We start from the raw sequence: 15484 nt of genomic DNA, 5'->3' as shown, positions 1-15484 counted from the left end.
GGTCAGCTTACGAACACTCCGCCGGCCGCCCACTCCAAGGCCAGCGTCGGCAGGATGCCGAGCAGCAGGGTGATCAGCACCCCGAGCGTGATCGCGGCCGTGGTGAACGCGCCCGGCACCGTGACGGCGGGGCCGTCGGCGGCCGGCTCGTTGAAGAACATCAGCACGATCACGCGCAGGTAGAAGAACGCCGCGATCGCGCTGGCGACCAGGGCGATCACCACCAGCGGGGCCATCCCGTCGGCCAGCGCCGCCGAGAACACCGCGAACTTGGCGGTGAAACCGCTGGTCAGCGGGATACCGGCGAGGCCGAGCAGCAGGAAGGCCATCGTGTAGGCGACGACGGGCGAGCGCTTGGCCAGCCCGGCCCACTGCGAGAGGTGCGAGGCCTCGCCGTCGGCGTCGCGGACCAGGCTGATCACCGCGAAGATCGCGATGGTGTTGAAGCCGTAGGCGAGCAGGTAGAACAGCGTGCCCGAGATCCCCTCCGGCGTGATGGCCATCGCACCGATCAGCAGGAACCCGGCGTGCGCGACCGAGGAGTAGGCCACCATCCGCTTGATGTCGGTCTGGGTGAGACCGATCACGGCCCCGATCGCCATCGACGCGATCGCGACGGCCCACAGCACCCCGCGCCACTCCCAGCGGGTGTCGCCGAACGCCACGTGCAGAACGCGCAGGATCCCGCCGAACGCCGCGACCTTGGTGCACGCCGCCATGAACGCCGTGACCGGCGTCGGGGCGCCCTGGTAGACGTCCGGGGTCCAGGTGTGGAACGGACCGACCGACGCCTTGAACATCAGGCCGACGACCAGCAGCGCGAGCCCGGCGAAGAGCAGCGCGTCGGAGCGGGCGGAGCCGACGGAGGCCTCCGCGATGTCGGTGAACCGCACGGAGCCCGCGTAGCCGTAGATCAGCGCGAGGCCGTAGAGGAAGAACGCCGAGGCGAACGCGCCGAGGAGGAAGTACTTGACCGCCGCCTCCTGCGAGAGCAGGCGGCGGCGCCGCGCGAGCCCGCACATCAGGTACAGCGGCAGCGACAGCACCTCGAGCGCGATGAACATCGTCAGCAGGTCGTTCGCCGAGACGAACGCCATCATCCCGCCGAGGGCGAAGAACGTGAACGGGAAGACCTCGGTCTGCATGGTCGGCGCCTGGTCGGGCGAGCCGTAGTCGCGGTCGTCCGGACCCGCGCCGGTGCCCCCGGTGGTCCCGCCGCCCGCCGCGGCCCGCGCGACGGCCGAGGAGATGAACGCCCCGCCCGGCTCGACCGACCGGTCGGCGATCAGCAGCACGCTCGCCAGCCCGAGGGCCAGCAGGGCGCCCCACATGAACAGCGTGGGCCGGTCGACGGCCACGGCGCCCGCGAACGTCACCACGCCCTCGCCGGTCGCGCCGCCTGCGTAGATGCCGAGCGTGAGCCCGGCCGCCGCGATGCCGACGACGGAGAGCGCGACCTGGGCGGGCCAGCGCTGGTGCCGCGGCAGGAACGCCTCCAGCAGGACGCCGATGCACGCCGTGCCGAGGACGATCAGCAGCGGCAGGACCGCGCCGTAGTCGATCGGGGGCGACTCGATCCCCTGAGCCAGCGTCGTCGAGACCGTGTTCGTCACGGCGCGAACCCTCCCACCGGGTCGGCCAGACCCACCTCGTTCATGGTGGCCACCACCGACGGGGTGATGACGTCGAGCACCGGTCCGGGGAAGAACCCGAGCACCAGGATGAGCACGATCAGCGGGGTGAGCACGGCGATCTCGCGCCTGCCCAGGTCGGGGAAGCCCGAGGAGTCACGGGCCGCCTCGACGGCCGGGTCGAGCATCGTGCCCGGCCCGCCCTTCGCCCCGACGGTGGCGAGCACCGCGGCGCCGCGCACCGGGCCCTGCATGACCTGCTGGTAGACCCACAGCACGTACAGGGCAGCGAAGATGATGCCGACCGTGGCCAGGATCGTGAAGACGGGCTGGCGCGGGTAGGACCCGACCAGCACCAGGAACTCGCTGACGAACGAGTTGGTGCCGGGCAGCGCCAGCGACGACAGGCCCGCGACGAGGAACGACCCGGCCAGCAGCGGGGCCAGCTTGTGCACGCCGCCGTAGTCGCCGATCAGGCGCGACCCGCCGCGCGCGATCAGCAGGCCGACCACGATGAACAGCATCCCGGTCGAGATGCCGTGGTTGACCATGTAGAGCGTGGCCCCGGCGAACGCCTGGCTGGAGAAGGAGAAGATCCCCAGCGCGATGAAGCCGAAGTGCGCGATCGAGGTGTAGGCGACGAACCGCTTCATGTCGGTCTGGCCGACGGCGAGCAGCGCGCCGTAGAGGACGCCGATCACCGCGAGCGTCAGCACCAGCGGCGCGAGGCGCTGGCTGGCCAGCGGGAACAGCGGCAGGCAGTAGCGCAGGAAGCCGAACGTGCCGACCTTGTCGAGCACACCCACCAGCAGCACGCCCGCCCCGACGGGGGCCTCGGCACCGGCGTCGGGCAGCCAGGTGTGGAACGGCACCAGCGGCGCCTTGATCGCGAACGCCAGGAAGAAGCCGAGGAACAGCCAGATCTGCGTGGTCTCGTCGACGCCCGCGGCCATCCGCTGCAGCTCGACCCAGGTGAAGGTGCTCTGCCCCAGCTCCGTGCCGCTGACGACGAACAGCCCGATCACCGACGCGAGCATGATCAGCCCGCCGAGCAGCGAGTACAGGAAGAACTTGACCGCCGCGTACTGGCGGCGCGGCCCGCCGAAGCGCCCGATCATGAAGTACATCGGGACGAGCATCGCCTCGAAGAACACGTAGAACAGGAAGACGTCGGTGGCCGCGAACACCCCGACGAGCAGGCTCTGCGTGGCCAGCAGCAGCGCGAAGAAGCCGGCGGCGCTGCGGCCCTCGGGGAGCTTCTCCTCCCACGAGAACAGCATCACGATCGGCACCAGCACCGCGATCAGCGCCAGCATCACCAGCGCGATGCCGTCGATGCCGAGTGCGAACGACGTGCCGAACGCGGGGATCCACGGCACCGACAGCTCGAGGGCGAACCGGCTGTCGGACCGGGCGCCGAGGTAGGCGAACCAGACGACGACGGTCAGAACCAGCGACGCGAGCGAGAAGCCGATCGCGACGAGCTTGGCCAGCCGGGCGTTGGTCCCCAGCGTGGCGACGACCCCGGCCCCCACCATGGGGAGCAGCAGCAGGGTGAGCAGCAGCAATCCGGAGTTCATCAGACGAACCTCACCGCGAGCAGGGCCGCGATGACGAGCACCGTGCCGCCGAGCATGGACAGCGCGTAGGACCGGACGAACCCGGTCTGCAACCTTCTCAGGCGTCCGGAGCTGCCGCCGAGCAGGGCTGCGGTGCCGTTGACGACCCCGTCGACGCCCCGGTTGTCGACGAACACCAGCGCGCGGGTGAGCCAGGTGCCCGGCCGCGCGATGAGGGCCTCGTTGACCGCGTTGGCGTAGAGGTCGCGCCGGGCCGCGCGCACCGGCAGCGACACGCGCTCCGGCCGCTCGACGGGCGTGCGCCGGTTGGTCGCGACGGCGACCAGCACGCCGAGCACCGAGATCCCGACGACCAGGAACGGGGTCAGCGCGTGCGGCACGGCGTTGGCCTCGCGCTCCACCAGCTCACCGATCGAGGGGGCCAGCCACTCCTCCAGGACCTTGCCGTTGTAGAGCAGGAAGCCCGCGAAGACCGAGCCGAACGCCAGCACGATCATCGGCACCGTCATCGACAGCGGCGACTCGTGCGGGTGGTAGTCCTGCCCGTCGGCCGACTTCAGGTCCTTCCAGCGCTTCTCGCCGAAGAAGGTCATGAGCATCAGGCGGGTCATGTAGAACGCGGTGAGCCCCGCGGCCAGCAGTGCGGCCCCGCCGAAGACGTAGCCCTGCCAGCCCGGCGAGTCGAACGCCGCGGCGATGATCTCGTCCTTGGAGAAGTAGCCGGACAGGAACGGGAAGCCGATCAGCGCGAGGTAGCCCAGGCCGAACGTGACGAACGTGATCGGCATGTACCGGGCGAGCCCGCCGTAGCGGCGCATGTCGACGTCGTCGTGCATCGCGTGCATCACCGAGCCCGCCCCGAGGAACAGGCCCGCCTTGAAGAAGCCGTGGGTGAGCAGGTGGAAGATGCCCAGCGCGTACCCGGCCGGGCCGAGGCCGACGGCCAGGATCATGTAGCCGATCTGGCTGACCGTGGAGTAGGCCAGCACCTTCTTGATGTCGTCGTAGGCGCAGCCGATGATCGCGCCGATCAGCAGCGTGATGACGCCGATGATCGCGACGACCAGTCGCCCGGTCTCCGACAGGTCGTAGATCGGGGACGACCGGGCGATCAGGTAGACGCCCGCGGTGACCATCGTCGCCGCGTGGATCAGCGCGGAGACCGGCGTGGGGCCCTCCATCGCGTCCGGCAGCCAGGACTGCAGGGGGAACTGGCCCGACTTGCCGCACGCCCCGAGCAGGAGCAGCAGCGTGATCGCGAGGACCGCGCCCGGGTCGACCTGCCCGATGGACGCGAAGACCTCGGTGTACTGCAGCGTCCCGAGCTGCGTCCACAGGATGAAGATCGCGACGGCCAGCCCGACGTCACCGACGCGGTTCATCAGGAACGCCTTCTTGGCGGCCGTGGCCGCGGACGGGCGGTCCTGGTAGAAGCCGATCAGCAGGTAGGACGCCAGGCCGACGCCCTCCCAGCCGAGGTAGAGCATCACGAAGTTGTTGCCCAGCACCAGCAGCAGCATCGCCGCGACGAACAGGTTGAGCTGCCCGAAGAAGCGGCGGCGGCCGGGGTCGTGGCTCATGTAGCCGATCGAGTAGATGTGGATCAGCGACCCGACACCGGTGATGAGCAGCACGAACGTCAGCGACAGCGGGTCCAGGCGCAGGCCGAAGTCGATGTTCAGCCCGGCGACGGAGATCCAGTCGAACAGCGAGAGCTCGCGGGTGCGCTCCGCGGCGGGCAGCCCGACCGTCTCCAGGAAGATCGCCAGCCCGACGCCGAACGACGCGAGCACGGTGAGCACGCCGAGCCAGTGGCCCCAGGCGTTGGCCCTTCTACCCGCGACGAACAGCAGCAGGGCGCCGACGGCGGGGAGGACGAACAGCAGCCACGCGAGAGAGGCGGCGCCTGTGGCGGCCCCGACCTCGGGCAACTCCGTCATCGGGTCACCTCACGCGGGGGGACAGGGCTGGGCACGGGGAGCACTCCAGTGGTGGGCACGTCGGGGACTCAGTACTTGAGCAGGTTGGCGTCGTCGATCGAGGCGCTCCGGCGGGACCGGAAGATCGACATGATGATCGCGAGACCGACCACGACCTCACAGGCGGCGACGACCATCACGAACAGCGCGATGACCTGCCCGTTCAGGTCGCCGTTGATCCGCGAGAAGGTGACCAGGGTCAGGTTCACCGCGTTGAGCATCAGCTCGATGCACATGAACACGACGATCGCGTTGCGCCGCACGAGCACACCGACGGCGCCGACGGAGAACAGCAGCGCCGAGAGCAGGAGGTAGTACGTGGGGGTCACTGGTCGTCCTGCTTCCCGGACTCGTCGGCGGCCGCGGACCGGCCGGTCAACGCGTGGGCGTCGGGGTCGTACTGCTCGATGTCGCGGACCGGGGTGGCGTCGATGATCTCCGAGAGGGACTCGGGGGCGATCGAGCCGTCGGGCAGGAGCGCCGGGACCGCCACCGAGTTGGCCGTGGCGAAGACGCCGGGGCCGGGCAGCGGGGAGATCCGGGCGTGCTCGCCGCGCAGGCGGGCGATCACCGTGGCCCGCTGGCCGCGCTTGTCGTGGGCGGTGGACTGCGCGAGCGCGAAGACCAGCGCGCCGAGCGCGGCGGTCATCAGCAGCGCGGCGGTGAGCTCGAAGGCGTAGACGTAGTCGCCGAAGATCAGCTCTCCGAGCCCGACGACGTTGTTGCCGCTGCCGGCGCCGCCCGCGGCGAGCCCGGCGGGCTCGACCGAGACCAGCGCGCGGGACAGGCCCGCGACCAGCAGCACCGCGAGGCCGACGCCGAGCAGCAGACCGGCGACCCGCTGCCCGCGGAGCACCTCGACCACCGAGTCGGAGCTGTCGCGCCCGACCAGCATCAGCACGAACAGGAACAGCATCATCACGGCGCCGGTGTAGACGATGATCTGCACGAAGCCGAGGAACGGCGCCGACTGGACGATGTAGAACACCGCCAGGCAGAACATCGTGGACACCAGCAGCAGCGCCGAGTGGACCGCGCTGCGCACGAAGATCATGCCGATCGCGCAGGCCAGCGCGATCGGCCCGAGGATCCAGAAGACGATGGCCTCGCCGGTGCTCACGGCACCGGCGGCCTCCTGCGCGAGGACGCTCACCGGCCCGACTCCGCGGCGACCGCCGTGACGTCGACCTTGGCGAGCGACGGCCCCTGGACGTAGTAGTCCTGCTCGTTCTCGCCGAGCCGCATCGGGTGCGGGGGCTGCTCCATGCCGGGCAGCAGCGGCGCCATGAGCTGCTCCTTGGTGTAGATCAGGTTCTGCCGGTCGTCGTCGGCCATCTCGTAGAAGTTGGTCATCGTGAGCGACCGCGTGGGGCAGGCCTCGATGCATAGGCCGCAGCCGATGCAGCGCAGGTAGTTGATCTGGTAGATCGCGCCGTAGCGCTCCCCCGGGGAGTAGCGCTCCTCCTCGGTGTTGTCGCCGCCCTCGACGTAGATCGCGTCGGCCGGGCAGGCCCAGGCGCAGAGCTCGCAGCCCACGCACTTCTCCAGCCCGTCCGGGTGCCGGTTGAGCTGGTGCCGCCCGTGGTACCGGGGGGCCGCGGGCGGGAAGTTCTCGGGGTACTCCTCGGTGACGACCTTCTTGAACATCGTCGAGAAGGTGACACCGAAGCCCTTGAAGAACTCGAACATCTACTCGGCCTCCTTCGGGTCGGATGCGGCGAGCGCCGGCTCGCGGGCCGCGCGGGGGCGCAGCTTGTGGCGCGACGGCGTCGGCACGGCGAGGTCGAGCGGCGGCACCGGGTAGTCGGAGGCGAGCTCCACCACCTGCTCGGGCTGCGACCGCTCGGGCACCAGGAACGCGATGATCAGGACGACGGCCAGGATGATGCCGATCGTGACCAGCAGCGAGGCCAGGCTGTTCTCGCTGCTGCGGAACACCCGGATCGCGAAGATCACGACGATCCACATCAGGCTGATCGGGACCAGGACCTTCCAGCCCAGCTTCATGAACTGGTCGTAGCGCAGGCGGGGCAGCGTGCCGCGCAGCCAGATGAAGAGGAACAGGAAGATCGACATCTTGATCAGGAAGGCGACGAACTGCAGCCACCCGTTGTCGGCGATGAACGCCGGGACGAACGGGATCTGCCCACCACCGAGGAACAGCGTGGTGGCCATCGCCGAGACCGTGACCATGTTGACGTACTCGGCCAGGAAGAACAGCGCGAACTTCAGCGACGAGTACTCGGTGTGGAAGCCGCCGACCAGCTCCGACTCGGCCTCGGGGAGGTCGAACGGGGCGCGGTTGGTCTCGCCGACCATCGAGATCACGAAGACCACGAAGCTGGGGATGAGCAGCCAGAAGTACCAGCCGGACGCCTGCGAGGCGACGATGTCAGCGGTGGACAGCGAGCCCGCGTAGAGGATGACGGCGACGATCGAGAGCCCGAGCGCGATCTCGTAGGAGATGACCTGGGCGGCCGAGCGGAGCGCGGCCAGCAGCGGGTACGGCGAGCCGGACGCCCAGCCGCCGAGCACGATCCCGTAGACGCCGATCGAGGCGCAGGCCAGCACGAGCAGCACGCCGACCGGCAGGTCGACCAGCTGCAGCACCGTCTGCTCGCCGAAGATCGTGACCTCGCCGCCGAACGGGATCACCGAGAACGCGACGAAGGCGGGGATCGTGGAGATGACCGGCGCGATGAAGTAGATCTTCTTGTCGGCCATCACCGGCATGATGTCCTCCTTGAACGCGAGCTTGAGCCCGTCGGCCAAGGACTGGAGCCATCCGCCCGGTCCGGTGCGGTTGGGGCCGGGACGCTGCTGCATCCGCCCCACCACCTTGCGCTCGGCGTTGATCATGACGAGCGTCAGGACCACGCCGATCGCGAACAGCACCACGACCTTCAGCAAGACCAGCCAGATCGGGTCGTCGGCCAGCAGCTGCTGGGTCCGGGTCAACCCCTCCACCGGCTCGGGCTCCTGCGCGAGGTAGGAGATCATGCGGTCACCTCCACCAGGTCGCCGTGCCCGGCGCCGAGCAGCGCGCGGACGCGGGAGTCACCGGAGTTGCCCGGCAGCCACACGACGCCGTCGGGGAGATCGGTCAGCGCCACCGGCAGCGTGATCATGCCGCGCGCGGTGCGGACGGTCGCCGGGGCGCCCTCGGTGAGCCCGAGGCGCTCGGCGGTGGCCGCGTTGACCCGCACCAGCGCCGGGCGCGCCGTGCCGGCCAGCGCCGGCTCGTCGACGGACAGGCTGGCGCGGTCGATCAGCTGGCGCCAGGTGGCGAGCACCGCCTGGCCGGGCGACGTGGGCCGCTTCGGCTCACCGGGCGCCGCGGTCGGGGCCGCGGGGGCGGCACCCGAGCGGCGACCGAGGCGGTCGAGCTCGCCCCCGGCGGCCGCCGGGGTCTGCGTGAACAGGTCGACGTCCATCTCGACGGCCAGGGTGTCGAGCACCCGGCAGTCCGGGAGCACGCCGCTGGCGTCCAGGGCGGGCTCGAACCCGCGACGGCGGCCCTCCCAGTTGACGTAGCTGCCGCCGCGGTGCGCGTCGGGGGCCACCGGGAGCACGACGTCGGCCAGCTCGGTGACCGCGGAGGTGTGCATCTCCAGGCTCACCAGGAACCCGACCTCGCGCAGCGCGGTGATCGCCGCGGCCGGGTCGGCCAGGTCGTAGGGGTCGAGCCCGCCGACGACCAGCGCGGCGAGCTCGCCGTCGGCCGCGGCGGTGAGGATCTCGGCGGTGCCGCGGCCCGGGGTGGCCGGCAGGCTCCCCGCGGCGAGGCCCCATGCCGTCTCGACCTCGGCGCGCGCGGCGGCGTCGGCCACCGGGCGCCCGCCGGGCAGCAGGTTCGGCACCGCGCCGGCCTCGAGCGCCCCGCGGTCCCCCGCGCGGCGCGGCACCCAGCCGACCGCCGCGCCGGTGCGGGCGCCGAGCGCCGCGACCGCGGAGTACAGGCCGGGCACCTCGGCGGCGCGCTCGCCGACGAGGATGACCCCGCCGCCGGTGAGCGCCTCGACGACGTGCGCGGGGAGCTCGGCCAGCACCGCGGCCTCGGCCCCCGGCACGGCCGGGACGAGGTTGTCCTTCGCGGCGGGCGAGGCCGCGCCGGTCTCGGGCGAGGTGCGCTCCACCGCGGGGGTGGTCCACTGGCCGAGGTGGAAGACCCGCTGCCCGTGCTTGCGGGCGGCCTTGCGCAGGCGGAGGAAGACGACGGGCGCCTCCTCCTCCGGCTCCAGCGCGACGCACAGCACGGCGGGGGCGGCCTCGAGCCGCGTGTAGCTCAGCGTCTCCGGGCCCTGCCCGACGACGTGGCTGGCCAGGAAGTCCAGCTCCTCGGCCGAGTGCGGCCGGGCGCGGAAGTCGACGTCGTTGGTGCCGGCGGCGACGCGGGCGAACTTGCCGTAGGCGTAGGCGTCCTCGACGGTGAGCCGGCCACCGGCCAGCACCCCGATGCCCCCCTCGCGGGCGGCGGCGAGACCCTGCGCGGCGACGGCGAGCGCGTCGGTCCAGGACGTCTCGGCCAGCACGCCGTCGGCGCCGCGGACCATCGGCCGCGTGATCCGGCCCGCCGACGACAGGTAGCGGAACGCGAACCGGGTGCGGTCGTCGATCCACTCCTCGTTGACCTCGGGGTCGTTGCCGGCGAGGCGGCGCAGCACCGTGCCGCGGCGGGTGTCGACGCGGATCGCGGCCCCGCTCGAGTCGTGCTCGGTGACGCCGGGGGTCGACTTCAGGTCGAACGGGCGGGACCGGAAGCGGTAGGCCGCGCTGGTGAGCGCGCCGACCGGGCAGATCTGGATCGTGTTGCCCGAGTAGTAGCTCTGGAACGGCTTGTCGTCGGCGACGCCGACCTGCTGCTGCGCGCCCCGCTCCAGCAGCTCGATGAACGGGTCGCCGGCGATCTCCTCGGAGAACCGGGTGCAGCGCTGGCACAGGACGCAGCGCTCGCGGTCGAGCAGCACCTGCGAGGAGATCGGGAGCGGCTTGGGGAACGTCCGCTTGGTCTCCTCGAAGCGCGAGTCGGTGCGCCCCGACGTCATCGCCTGGTTCTGCAGGGGGCACTCGCCGCCCTTGTCGCAGATCGGGCAGTCGAGCGGGTGGTTGATGAGCAGCAGCTCCATCACCCCGGCCTGGGCCTTCTCGGCCACCGCGGAGGTGTGCTGGGTCTTGACGACCATCCCGTCGGCGACGGTCATCGTGCAGCTGGCCTGCGGCTTGGGCATCGGGCGCCCGCCCATCTCCACCTCGACCAGGCACTGGCGGCAGGCGCCGGCCGGGTCGAGCAGGGGGTGGTCGCAGAAGCGCGGGACGATGATCCCGAGCCGCTCGCAGGTGCGGATCAGCAGCTCGCCCTGCGGGGCGTCGATCACGCGGCCGTCGATCGTGAGCCGGACGTGCCCCTCGGGGACGGGCGTGGCGTCGGTGCCCGAGTCCTGGGTCAAGGTCATGCCATTGCTCCAACGGGTTCGACGTTCTGCGCCGCGCACAGGTCCAGGAACTCCTGGCGGAAGTACTTGATGGCGCTGGTGATCGGGCTGGTGGCGCCGTCGCCGAGCGCGCAGAAGGACCGGCCGAGGATGTTGTCGCAGATGTCGAGCATCGTCTCGACGTCGGTGGCGGTGCCGTGGCCCTCCACCATCCGCTCCAGGATCTGCACGAGCCAGTAGGTGCCCTCGCGGCACGGGGTGCACTTGCCGCACGACTCGTGCTTGTAGAACTCGGTCCACTTCATGACGGCCCACGGCACGGACACGGTCTCGTTGAAGACCTGCACCGCGGTGGTGCCGAGCATGGAGCCGGCGGCCGCCGCGCCCTCGAAGTCCAGGGGGACGTCCAGGTGCTCGGCGGTGAACAGCGGGGTGGACGAGCCGCCGGGGGTCCAGAACTTCAGCGGCACGCCGCCCTTCATCCCGCCCGCGAGCTCCAGGAGCTGGCGCAGCGTGATGCCGAGCGGGGCCTCGTACTGGCCGGGGCGCTCGACGTGGCCGGAGACGGAGTAGATCTTCGGGCCGGGGCTCTTCTCGGTGCCCATCGACCGGAACCACTCCGAGCCGCCCTGCACGATCGCGGGAACCGACGCGATGGTCTCGACGTTGTTCACCACGGTGGGCGAGGCGTACAGACCGGACGTGGCCGGGAACGGGGGCTTGAGGCGGGGTTGACCGCGACGACCCTCGAGCGAGTCGAGCAGTGCCGTCTCCTCGCCGCAGATGTAGGCCCCGGCGCCGGCGTGCACCACGATGTCGAGGTCGAAGCCCGAACCGAGGATGTCCTTGCCGAGGTAGCCCCGGGCGTACGCCTCGTTCACGGCGTTGCGGACGCGGCGGATCGGGTGCAGGGCCTCACCGCGGATGTAGATCGCGCAGAAGTTCGCGCGGATCGCGAAGCTCGTGATGATGCAGCCCTCGATGAGCGAGTGCGGGTCGGCCATCATCGTCGGGATGTCCTTGCAGGTGCCCGGCTCGCCCTCGTCGGCGTTGATCACCAGGTACTTGGGCTTGGCCCCGGGGCCGTCGGGGCCCTGCGGGATGAAGCCCCACTTCATGCCCGTCGGGAAGCCCGCACCGCCGCGGCCACGCAGGCCGGAGTCCTTGACGAGCTGGATCAGCTGGTCGGGGTGGGCGGTCAGCGCGGTGCGCAGGGCCTGGTAGCCCTCCAGCTGCTCGTAGGTCTCCAGCGACCACGAGCGCGGCGACTGCCAGCGGCGCGTGAGCACCGGCGTGAGGATGTCGGTCATGACTTCTTCTCCGGCAGGCTCGGGAAGGCGGGCGGGGAGTCCGGCATCGACGGGGCGCTCCAGCCCCGGTCGGTGGCCAGGCGGGCCCCGCGCATGGTCTCGACGGCGCTCGACGCACCCTCGACGGTGTGCTCCAGGTCGGTGAACACCCCGGCCAGCTCCAGCGACACGGTGCGGAAGTCGGTGAGCGCCGCGCCGCGGGTGGGGTGCGGCTTCTCGCCGCGCTGCAGCGCGTCGACCAGCGCGTCGGCGGTGTCGACCGTCTGGTTGTCGAAGAACTCGTAGTTGACCTGCACCACGGGCGCGAGGTCGCAGGCCGCGAGGCACTCGGCGTGCTCGAGGGTGATCGAGCCGGTGCTGCCGGGCTCCCCCGCCGTCTCCTCGTGGCCCACACCCAGCTTCGTCTTCAGCCGGGTGTAGATGTCGTCGCCGCCGAGGACCGCGCACAGCGTGTTGGTGCAGACGCTGACCAGGTGCTCGCCGCACGGCGTGCGCTTGTACATCGTGTAGAACGTGGCGACCGCGGACACCTCGGCGGTGGTCAGCTCCAGCGCGTCGGCGCAGTAGCGGATGCCGTCCTGGCTGACGTGCCCCTCGACGGACTGCACGAGGTGCAGCAGCGGCAGCAACGCCGACCGCGACTGCGGGTACTGCGCCACGATCTCCTTGGTGCGCTGCCGCGTGAGCTCGTCGAACACCGGGCTGACCGGCGACTGCGGCGCCGGGCCGTCCCACAGCCGCTCCTCGGGAGCGGCCACGGGCCCGTTCGTCTCCGGGTTGGGGGTGGTCATCGGTCCACGCCTCCCATGACGGGGTCGATCGACGCGACGGCCGCGATGACGTCGGCGACCATGCCGCCCTCGCTCATCGCCGGCATCGTCTGCAGGTTCACGAAGCTGGGTTCGCGCACGTGCACGCGGACCGGGCGGGTGCCACCGTCGGAGACCAGGTGGAAGCCCAGCTCGCCGCGCGGGGACTCGACGGAGGTGTAGACCTGCCCGGCCGGGACGTGGAAGCCCTCGGTGACGAGCTTGAAGTGGTGGATCAGCGACTCCATCGACTGGCCCATGATCTTGCGGACGTGCTCGAGCGTGTTGCCCATGCCGTCGGAGCCGACGGAGAGCTGCGCGGGCCAGGCGACCTTGCGGTCGGCGACCATGACCGGGCCCGGCTCCATCTTCTGCACGGCCTGCTCGATGATCTTGAGCGACTCGTGCATCTCGGCGACGCGCAGCCGGTAGCGGGCGTAGCAGTCGGCCTCGGTGGCCGTCGGGACCTCGAAGTCGTACTCCTCGTAGCCGCAGTACGGCTCGACCTTGCGCAGGTCCCACGGCAGACCCGCGGAGCGCAGGATCGGGCCGGTGGCGCCGAGGGCGAGGCAGCCGTCGAGCGGCAGGTAGCCGACGTTCTCCAGGCGCTGGCGCCAGATCGGCTGGCCGGTGAGGAGCTTGTCGTAGTCGGGCAGGCGCGAGCGCATGAGGGCCACGAACTCGGTGACCTTCTCCTCCCAGCCGTCCGGGAAGTCCTGCGCGAGTCCGCCGGGGCGGACGTAGGCGTGGTTCATCCGCAGCCCGGTGAGGAACTCCAGCAGGTGGAGCACCTCCTCGCGCTCGCGGAACCCGGCCGTCATGCCGGTGAGCGCGCCCAGCTCCATACCGCCGGTGGCCAGGCACACCAGGTGCGAGCCGATCCGGTTGAGCTCCATGAGCAGCACGCGCGCGACGGTGGCGCGGCGCGGCACCTCGACCTCGAGCAGCTTCTCGACGGCGAGGCAGTAGCCGACCTCGTTGAAGATCGGCGCGAGGTAGTCCATGCGCGTCACGAACGTGACGCCCTGGGTCCAGGTGCGGTACTCGCAGTTCTTCTCGATGCCCGTGTGCAGGTACCCGATCACCGAGCGGGCCTGCGTGACGGTCTCGCCCTCGAGCTCGAGCACCAGGCGCAGCACCCCGTGCGTCGACGGGTGCTGCGGACCCATGTTGATGACGATGCGGTCGTCGTGGTCCTCGTCGAGGAGTGTGTCCCAGTCGCCACCGGTGACGGTGTAGACGGGACCCTCGGTCGTGATCCGCTCTTCGGCGGGAGTGGGGGTGGTCACGAGTACGACCGCCTCTCGTCGGGAGGCGGGATCTCCGCACCCTTGTACTCGACGGGGATGCCGCCGAGGGGATAGTCCTTGCGCTGGGGGTGGCCGTCCCAGTCGTCGGGCATGAGGATCCGGGTCAGCGCGGGGTGACCGTCGAAGATCACGCCGAACATGTCCCAGGTCTCGCGCTCGTGCCAGTCGGCCGTGGGGTAGACCTCGACGACGCTGGGCAGCCGCGCGTCGTCGACGTCGAGCGCGACCTCCAGGCGGATGCGGCGCCGGTAGGTCATCGACGTCAGGTGGTAGACGACGTGCAGCCGCTGGCTGACGCCCTCGCCGTAGTCGACCCCGGAGATCGAGCTGCACAGCTCGTAGCGCAGGCCCTCGTCGTCGCGCAGGGTGCGGCAGAGGTCGAGGATGCGCTCGCGCTGGACGTAGAGGGTGATCTCGCCGCGGTCGACGGTGGTCTGCTGGATCGCGCCGGCGGGCACCCCGCGCTCGACGAGCGCCTCGGCGAGGTCGTCGGCGAACTCGTCGAACCAGCCGCCGTAGGGGCGCTCGGCCGGGGCCGGGGCGTAGCCGGGCAGGCGCAGGCCGCCGAAGCCGGAGGTGTCGCCGGTGCCGGAGACGCCGAACATGCCCTCGCGGGCGCGCGCGGGCGCCAGGCGGGTGCCGCCCTCGGCGGAGGCACCGGTGAGGCCGACCTCGGCACCCTCGGCGTCGACGGCGGCCTGCTCGGGCTCGCCCGCCGTCGGGGTGGTGCCGCCCGCGGCGCGCTGGGCGTCGCGGTCGACGCCGCTCTCCTCGGCCGAGGACTGCTGGCCGCCGGTGGGCTCGGCGCCGTCCTTGGAGGTGCCCGTGGTGTCGTCGGCCGTCACTTCGCCGCCTCGATCGTGTCGGCCGTCTTCGGTGCCTTCTTCGTGGTCGCGTACTTGACCGACGACGGGATCATCGGGGTCTTGTACCCGCTCTCGGCCAGCTCGGCGGCGCGCTTGGCGCCCAGCGGCTCGTCCATGATCTTGGCGTGGATCTTGAGGATCGCGTCCATCAGCATCTCCGGGCGCGGCGGGCAGCCGGGGAGGTACATGTCGACGGGCACGACGTGGTCGACGCCCTGCACGATCGCGTAGTTGTTGAACATGCCGCCGGAGCTGGCGCACACGCCCATCGCGAGCACCCAGCGCGGCTCGGGCATCTGGTCGTAGATCTGGCGCAGGACCGGGGCCATCTTGTTGCTGACCCGGCCGGCGACGATCATCAGGTCGGCCTGGCGCGGCGACGCGCGGAAGACCTCCATGCCGAAGCGCGCGAGGTCGTAGCGCGGCGCCCCGGTCGTCATCATCTCGATCGCGCAGCACGCCAGCCCGAAGGTGGCGGGCCACAGCGAGGACTTGCGGGTCCAGTTGACCAGCTTCTCGACACTGGTCAGCAGGACGCCGCTGGGCAGGTTCTCTTCGAGACCCATG

At 71.0% G+C, this 15484-nt stretch carries 13 protein-coding genes; all 13 read right to left on the bottom strand.

Annotation, left to right across the window (positions count from 1 at the left end; translation table 11 throughout):
* Positions 1 to 2: 2 nt before the first annotated feature.
* Entirely contained in the window at positions 3 to 1613 is a 1611-nt protein-coding gene (gene nuoN, locus H6H00_RS11700; RefSeq protein ID WP_255425704.1) for an NADH-quinone oxidoreductase subunit NuoN, read from the bottom strand.
* Positions 1610 to 3211, bottom strand: a complete 1602-nt coding sequence (locus H6H00_RS11695) for an NADH-quinone oxidoreductase subunit M (protein ID WP_185721302.1) — start codon at positions 3209 to 3211, stop codon at positions 1610 to 1612. Before H6H00_RS11695 ends, nuoN begins: the two co-directional genes overlap by 4 nt.
* Positions 3211 to 5151 carry an NADH-quinone oxidoreductase subunit L gene (nuoL, locus tag H6H00_RS11690; protein WP_185721301.1) on the bottom strand — a complete coding sequence of 647 codons (1941 nt, stop codon included), beginning with the start codon at positions 5149 to 5151 and terminating at the stop codon, positions 3211 to 3213. The genes H6H00_RS11695 and nuoL overlap by 1 nt, the downstream gene beginning before the upstream one ends.
* A gap of 68 nt (positions 5152 to 5219) precedes the next feature.
* On the bottom strand, positions 5220 to 5519 hold the full coding sequence (gene nuoK, locus H6H00_RS11685; RefSeq protein WP_185721300.1) for an NADH-quinone oxidoreductase subunit NuoK: 300 nt from the start codon (positions 5517 to 5519) through the stop codon (positions 5220 to 5222).
* A complete protein-coding gene (locus H6H00_RS11680; RefSeq protein WP_185721299.1) occupies positions 5516 to 6343 on the bottom strand; it encodes an NADH-quinone oxidoreductase subunit J in 828 nt (275 codons plus the stop codon). Before H6H00_RS11680 ends, nuoK begins: the two co-directional genes overlap by 4 nt.
* Positions 6340 to 6879 carry an NADH-quinone oxidoreductase subunit NuoI gene (gene nuoI / locus H6H00_RS11675; RefSeq protein ID WP_185721298.1) on the bottom strand — a complete coding sequence of 180 codons (540 nt, stop codon included), beginning with the start codon at positions 6877 to 6879 and terminating at the stop codon, positions 6340 to 6342. Before nuoI ends, H6H00_RS11680 begins: the two co-directional genes overlap by 4 nt.
* Positions 6880 to 8190 (bottom strand): NADH-quinone oxidoreductase subunit NuoH, encoded by a 1311-nt coding sequence (gene nuoH / locus H6H00_RS11670; RefSeq protein ID WP_185721297.1) that lies wholly within the window; start codon positions 8188 to 8190, stop codon positions 6880 to 6882.
* Positions 8187 to 10643, bottom strand: coding sequence for an NADH-quinone oxidoreductase subunit G (locus H6H00_RS11665; protein ID WP_185721296.1), 2457 nt, complete (start codon positions 10641 to 10643; stop codon positions 8187 to 8189). The genes nuoH and H6H00_RS11665 overlap by 4 nt, the downstream gene beginning before the upstream one ends.
* A complete protein-coding gene (gene nuoF / locus H6H00_RS11660; protein WP_185721295.1) occupies positions 10640 to 11932 on the bottom strand; it encodes an NADH-quinone oxidoreductase subunit NuoF in 1293 nt (430 codons plus the stop codon). The genes H6H00_RS11665 and nuoF overlap by 4 nt, the downstream gene beginning before the upstream one ends.
* Positions 11929 to 12723: an NADH-quinone oxidoreductase subunit NuoE gene (gene nuoE / locus H6H00_RS11655; protein ID WP_185721294.1), complete on the bottom strand. Its 795-nt coding sequence runs from the start codon at positions 12721 to 12723 to the stop codon at positions 11929 to 11931. Before nuoE ends, nuoF begins: the two co-directional genes overlap by 4 nt.
* Complete coding sequence (locus H6H00_RS11650) at positions 12720 to 14030, bottom strand: NADH-quinone oxidoreductase subunit D (RefSeq protein ID WP_185721293.1); 1311 nt, start codon at positions 14028 to 14030, stop codon at positions 12720 to 12722. Before H6H00_RS11650 ends, nuoE begins: the two co-directional genes overlap by 4 nt.
* A complete protein-coding gene (locus H6H00_RS11645) occupies positions 14027 to 14896 on the bottom strand; it encodes an NADH-quinone oxidoreductase subunit C (RefSeq protein ID WP_185721292.1) in 870 nt (289 codons plus the stop codon). The genes H6H00_RS11650 and H6H00_RS11645 overlap by 4 nt, the downstream gene beginning before the upstream one ends.
* Positions 14893 to 15483 carry a NuoB/complex I 20 kDa subunit family protein gene (locus tag H6H00_RS11640; protein WP_185721291.1) on the bottom strand — a complete coding sequence of 197 codons (591 nt, stop codon included), beginning with the start codon at positions 15481 to 15483 and terminating at the stop codon, positions 14893 to 14895. Before H6H00_RS11640 ends, H6H00_RS11645 begins: the two co-directional genes overlap by 4 nt.
* Between the last annotated feature and the right edge of the window lies 1 nt (position 15484).

Source organism: Pseudonocardia petroleophila (assembly GCF_014235185.1).
In the GTDB taxonomy this organism is placed as follows: domain Bacteria; phylum Actinomycetota; class Actinomycetes; order Mycobacteriales; family Pseudonocardiaceae; genus Pseudonocardia; species Pseudonocardia petroleophila.
The sequence above is the reverse complement of the archived record's forward strand: the minus strand, read 5'-3'. Positions and strand labels throughout refer to the sequence as shown.

Bases quoted from the DNA above. Each gene is read 5' to 3' on its own strand.
- H6H00_RS11695 (WP_185721302.1), bottom strand. From the start codon at position 3,211: ATGAACTCCGGATTGCTGCTGCTCACCCTGCTGCTGCTCCCCATGGTG.
- nuoL (WP_185721301.1), bottom strand. From the start codon at position 5,151: ATGACGGAGTTGCCCGAGGTCGGGGCCGCCACAGGCGCCGCCTCTCTC.
- nuoI (WP_185721298.1), bottom strand. From the start codon at position 6,879: ATGTTCGAGTTCTTCAAGGGCTTCGGTGTCACCTTCTCGACGATGTTC.
- nuoH (WP_185721297.1), bottom strand. From the start codon at position 8,190: ATGATCTCCTACCTCGCGCAGGAGCCCGAGCCGGTGGAGGGGTTGACC.
- H6H00_RS11665 (WP_185721296.1), bottom strand. From the start codon at position 10,643: ATGACCTTGACCCAGGACTCGGGCACCGACGCCACGCCCGTCCCCGAG.
- nuoF (WP_185721295.1), bottom strand. From the start codon at position 11,932: ATGACCGACATCCTCACGCCGGTGCTCACGCGCCGCTGGCAGTCGCCG.
- nuoE (WP_185721294.1), bottom strand. From the start codon at position 12,723: ATGACCACCCCCAACCCGGAGACGAACGGGCCCGTGGCCGCTCCCGAG.
- H6H00_RS11640 (WP_185721291.1), bottom strand. From the start codon at position 15,483: ATGGGTCTCGAAGAGAACCTGCCCAGCGGCGTCCTGCTGACCAGTGTC.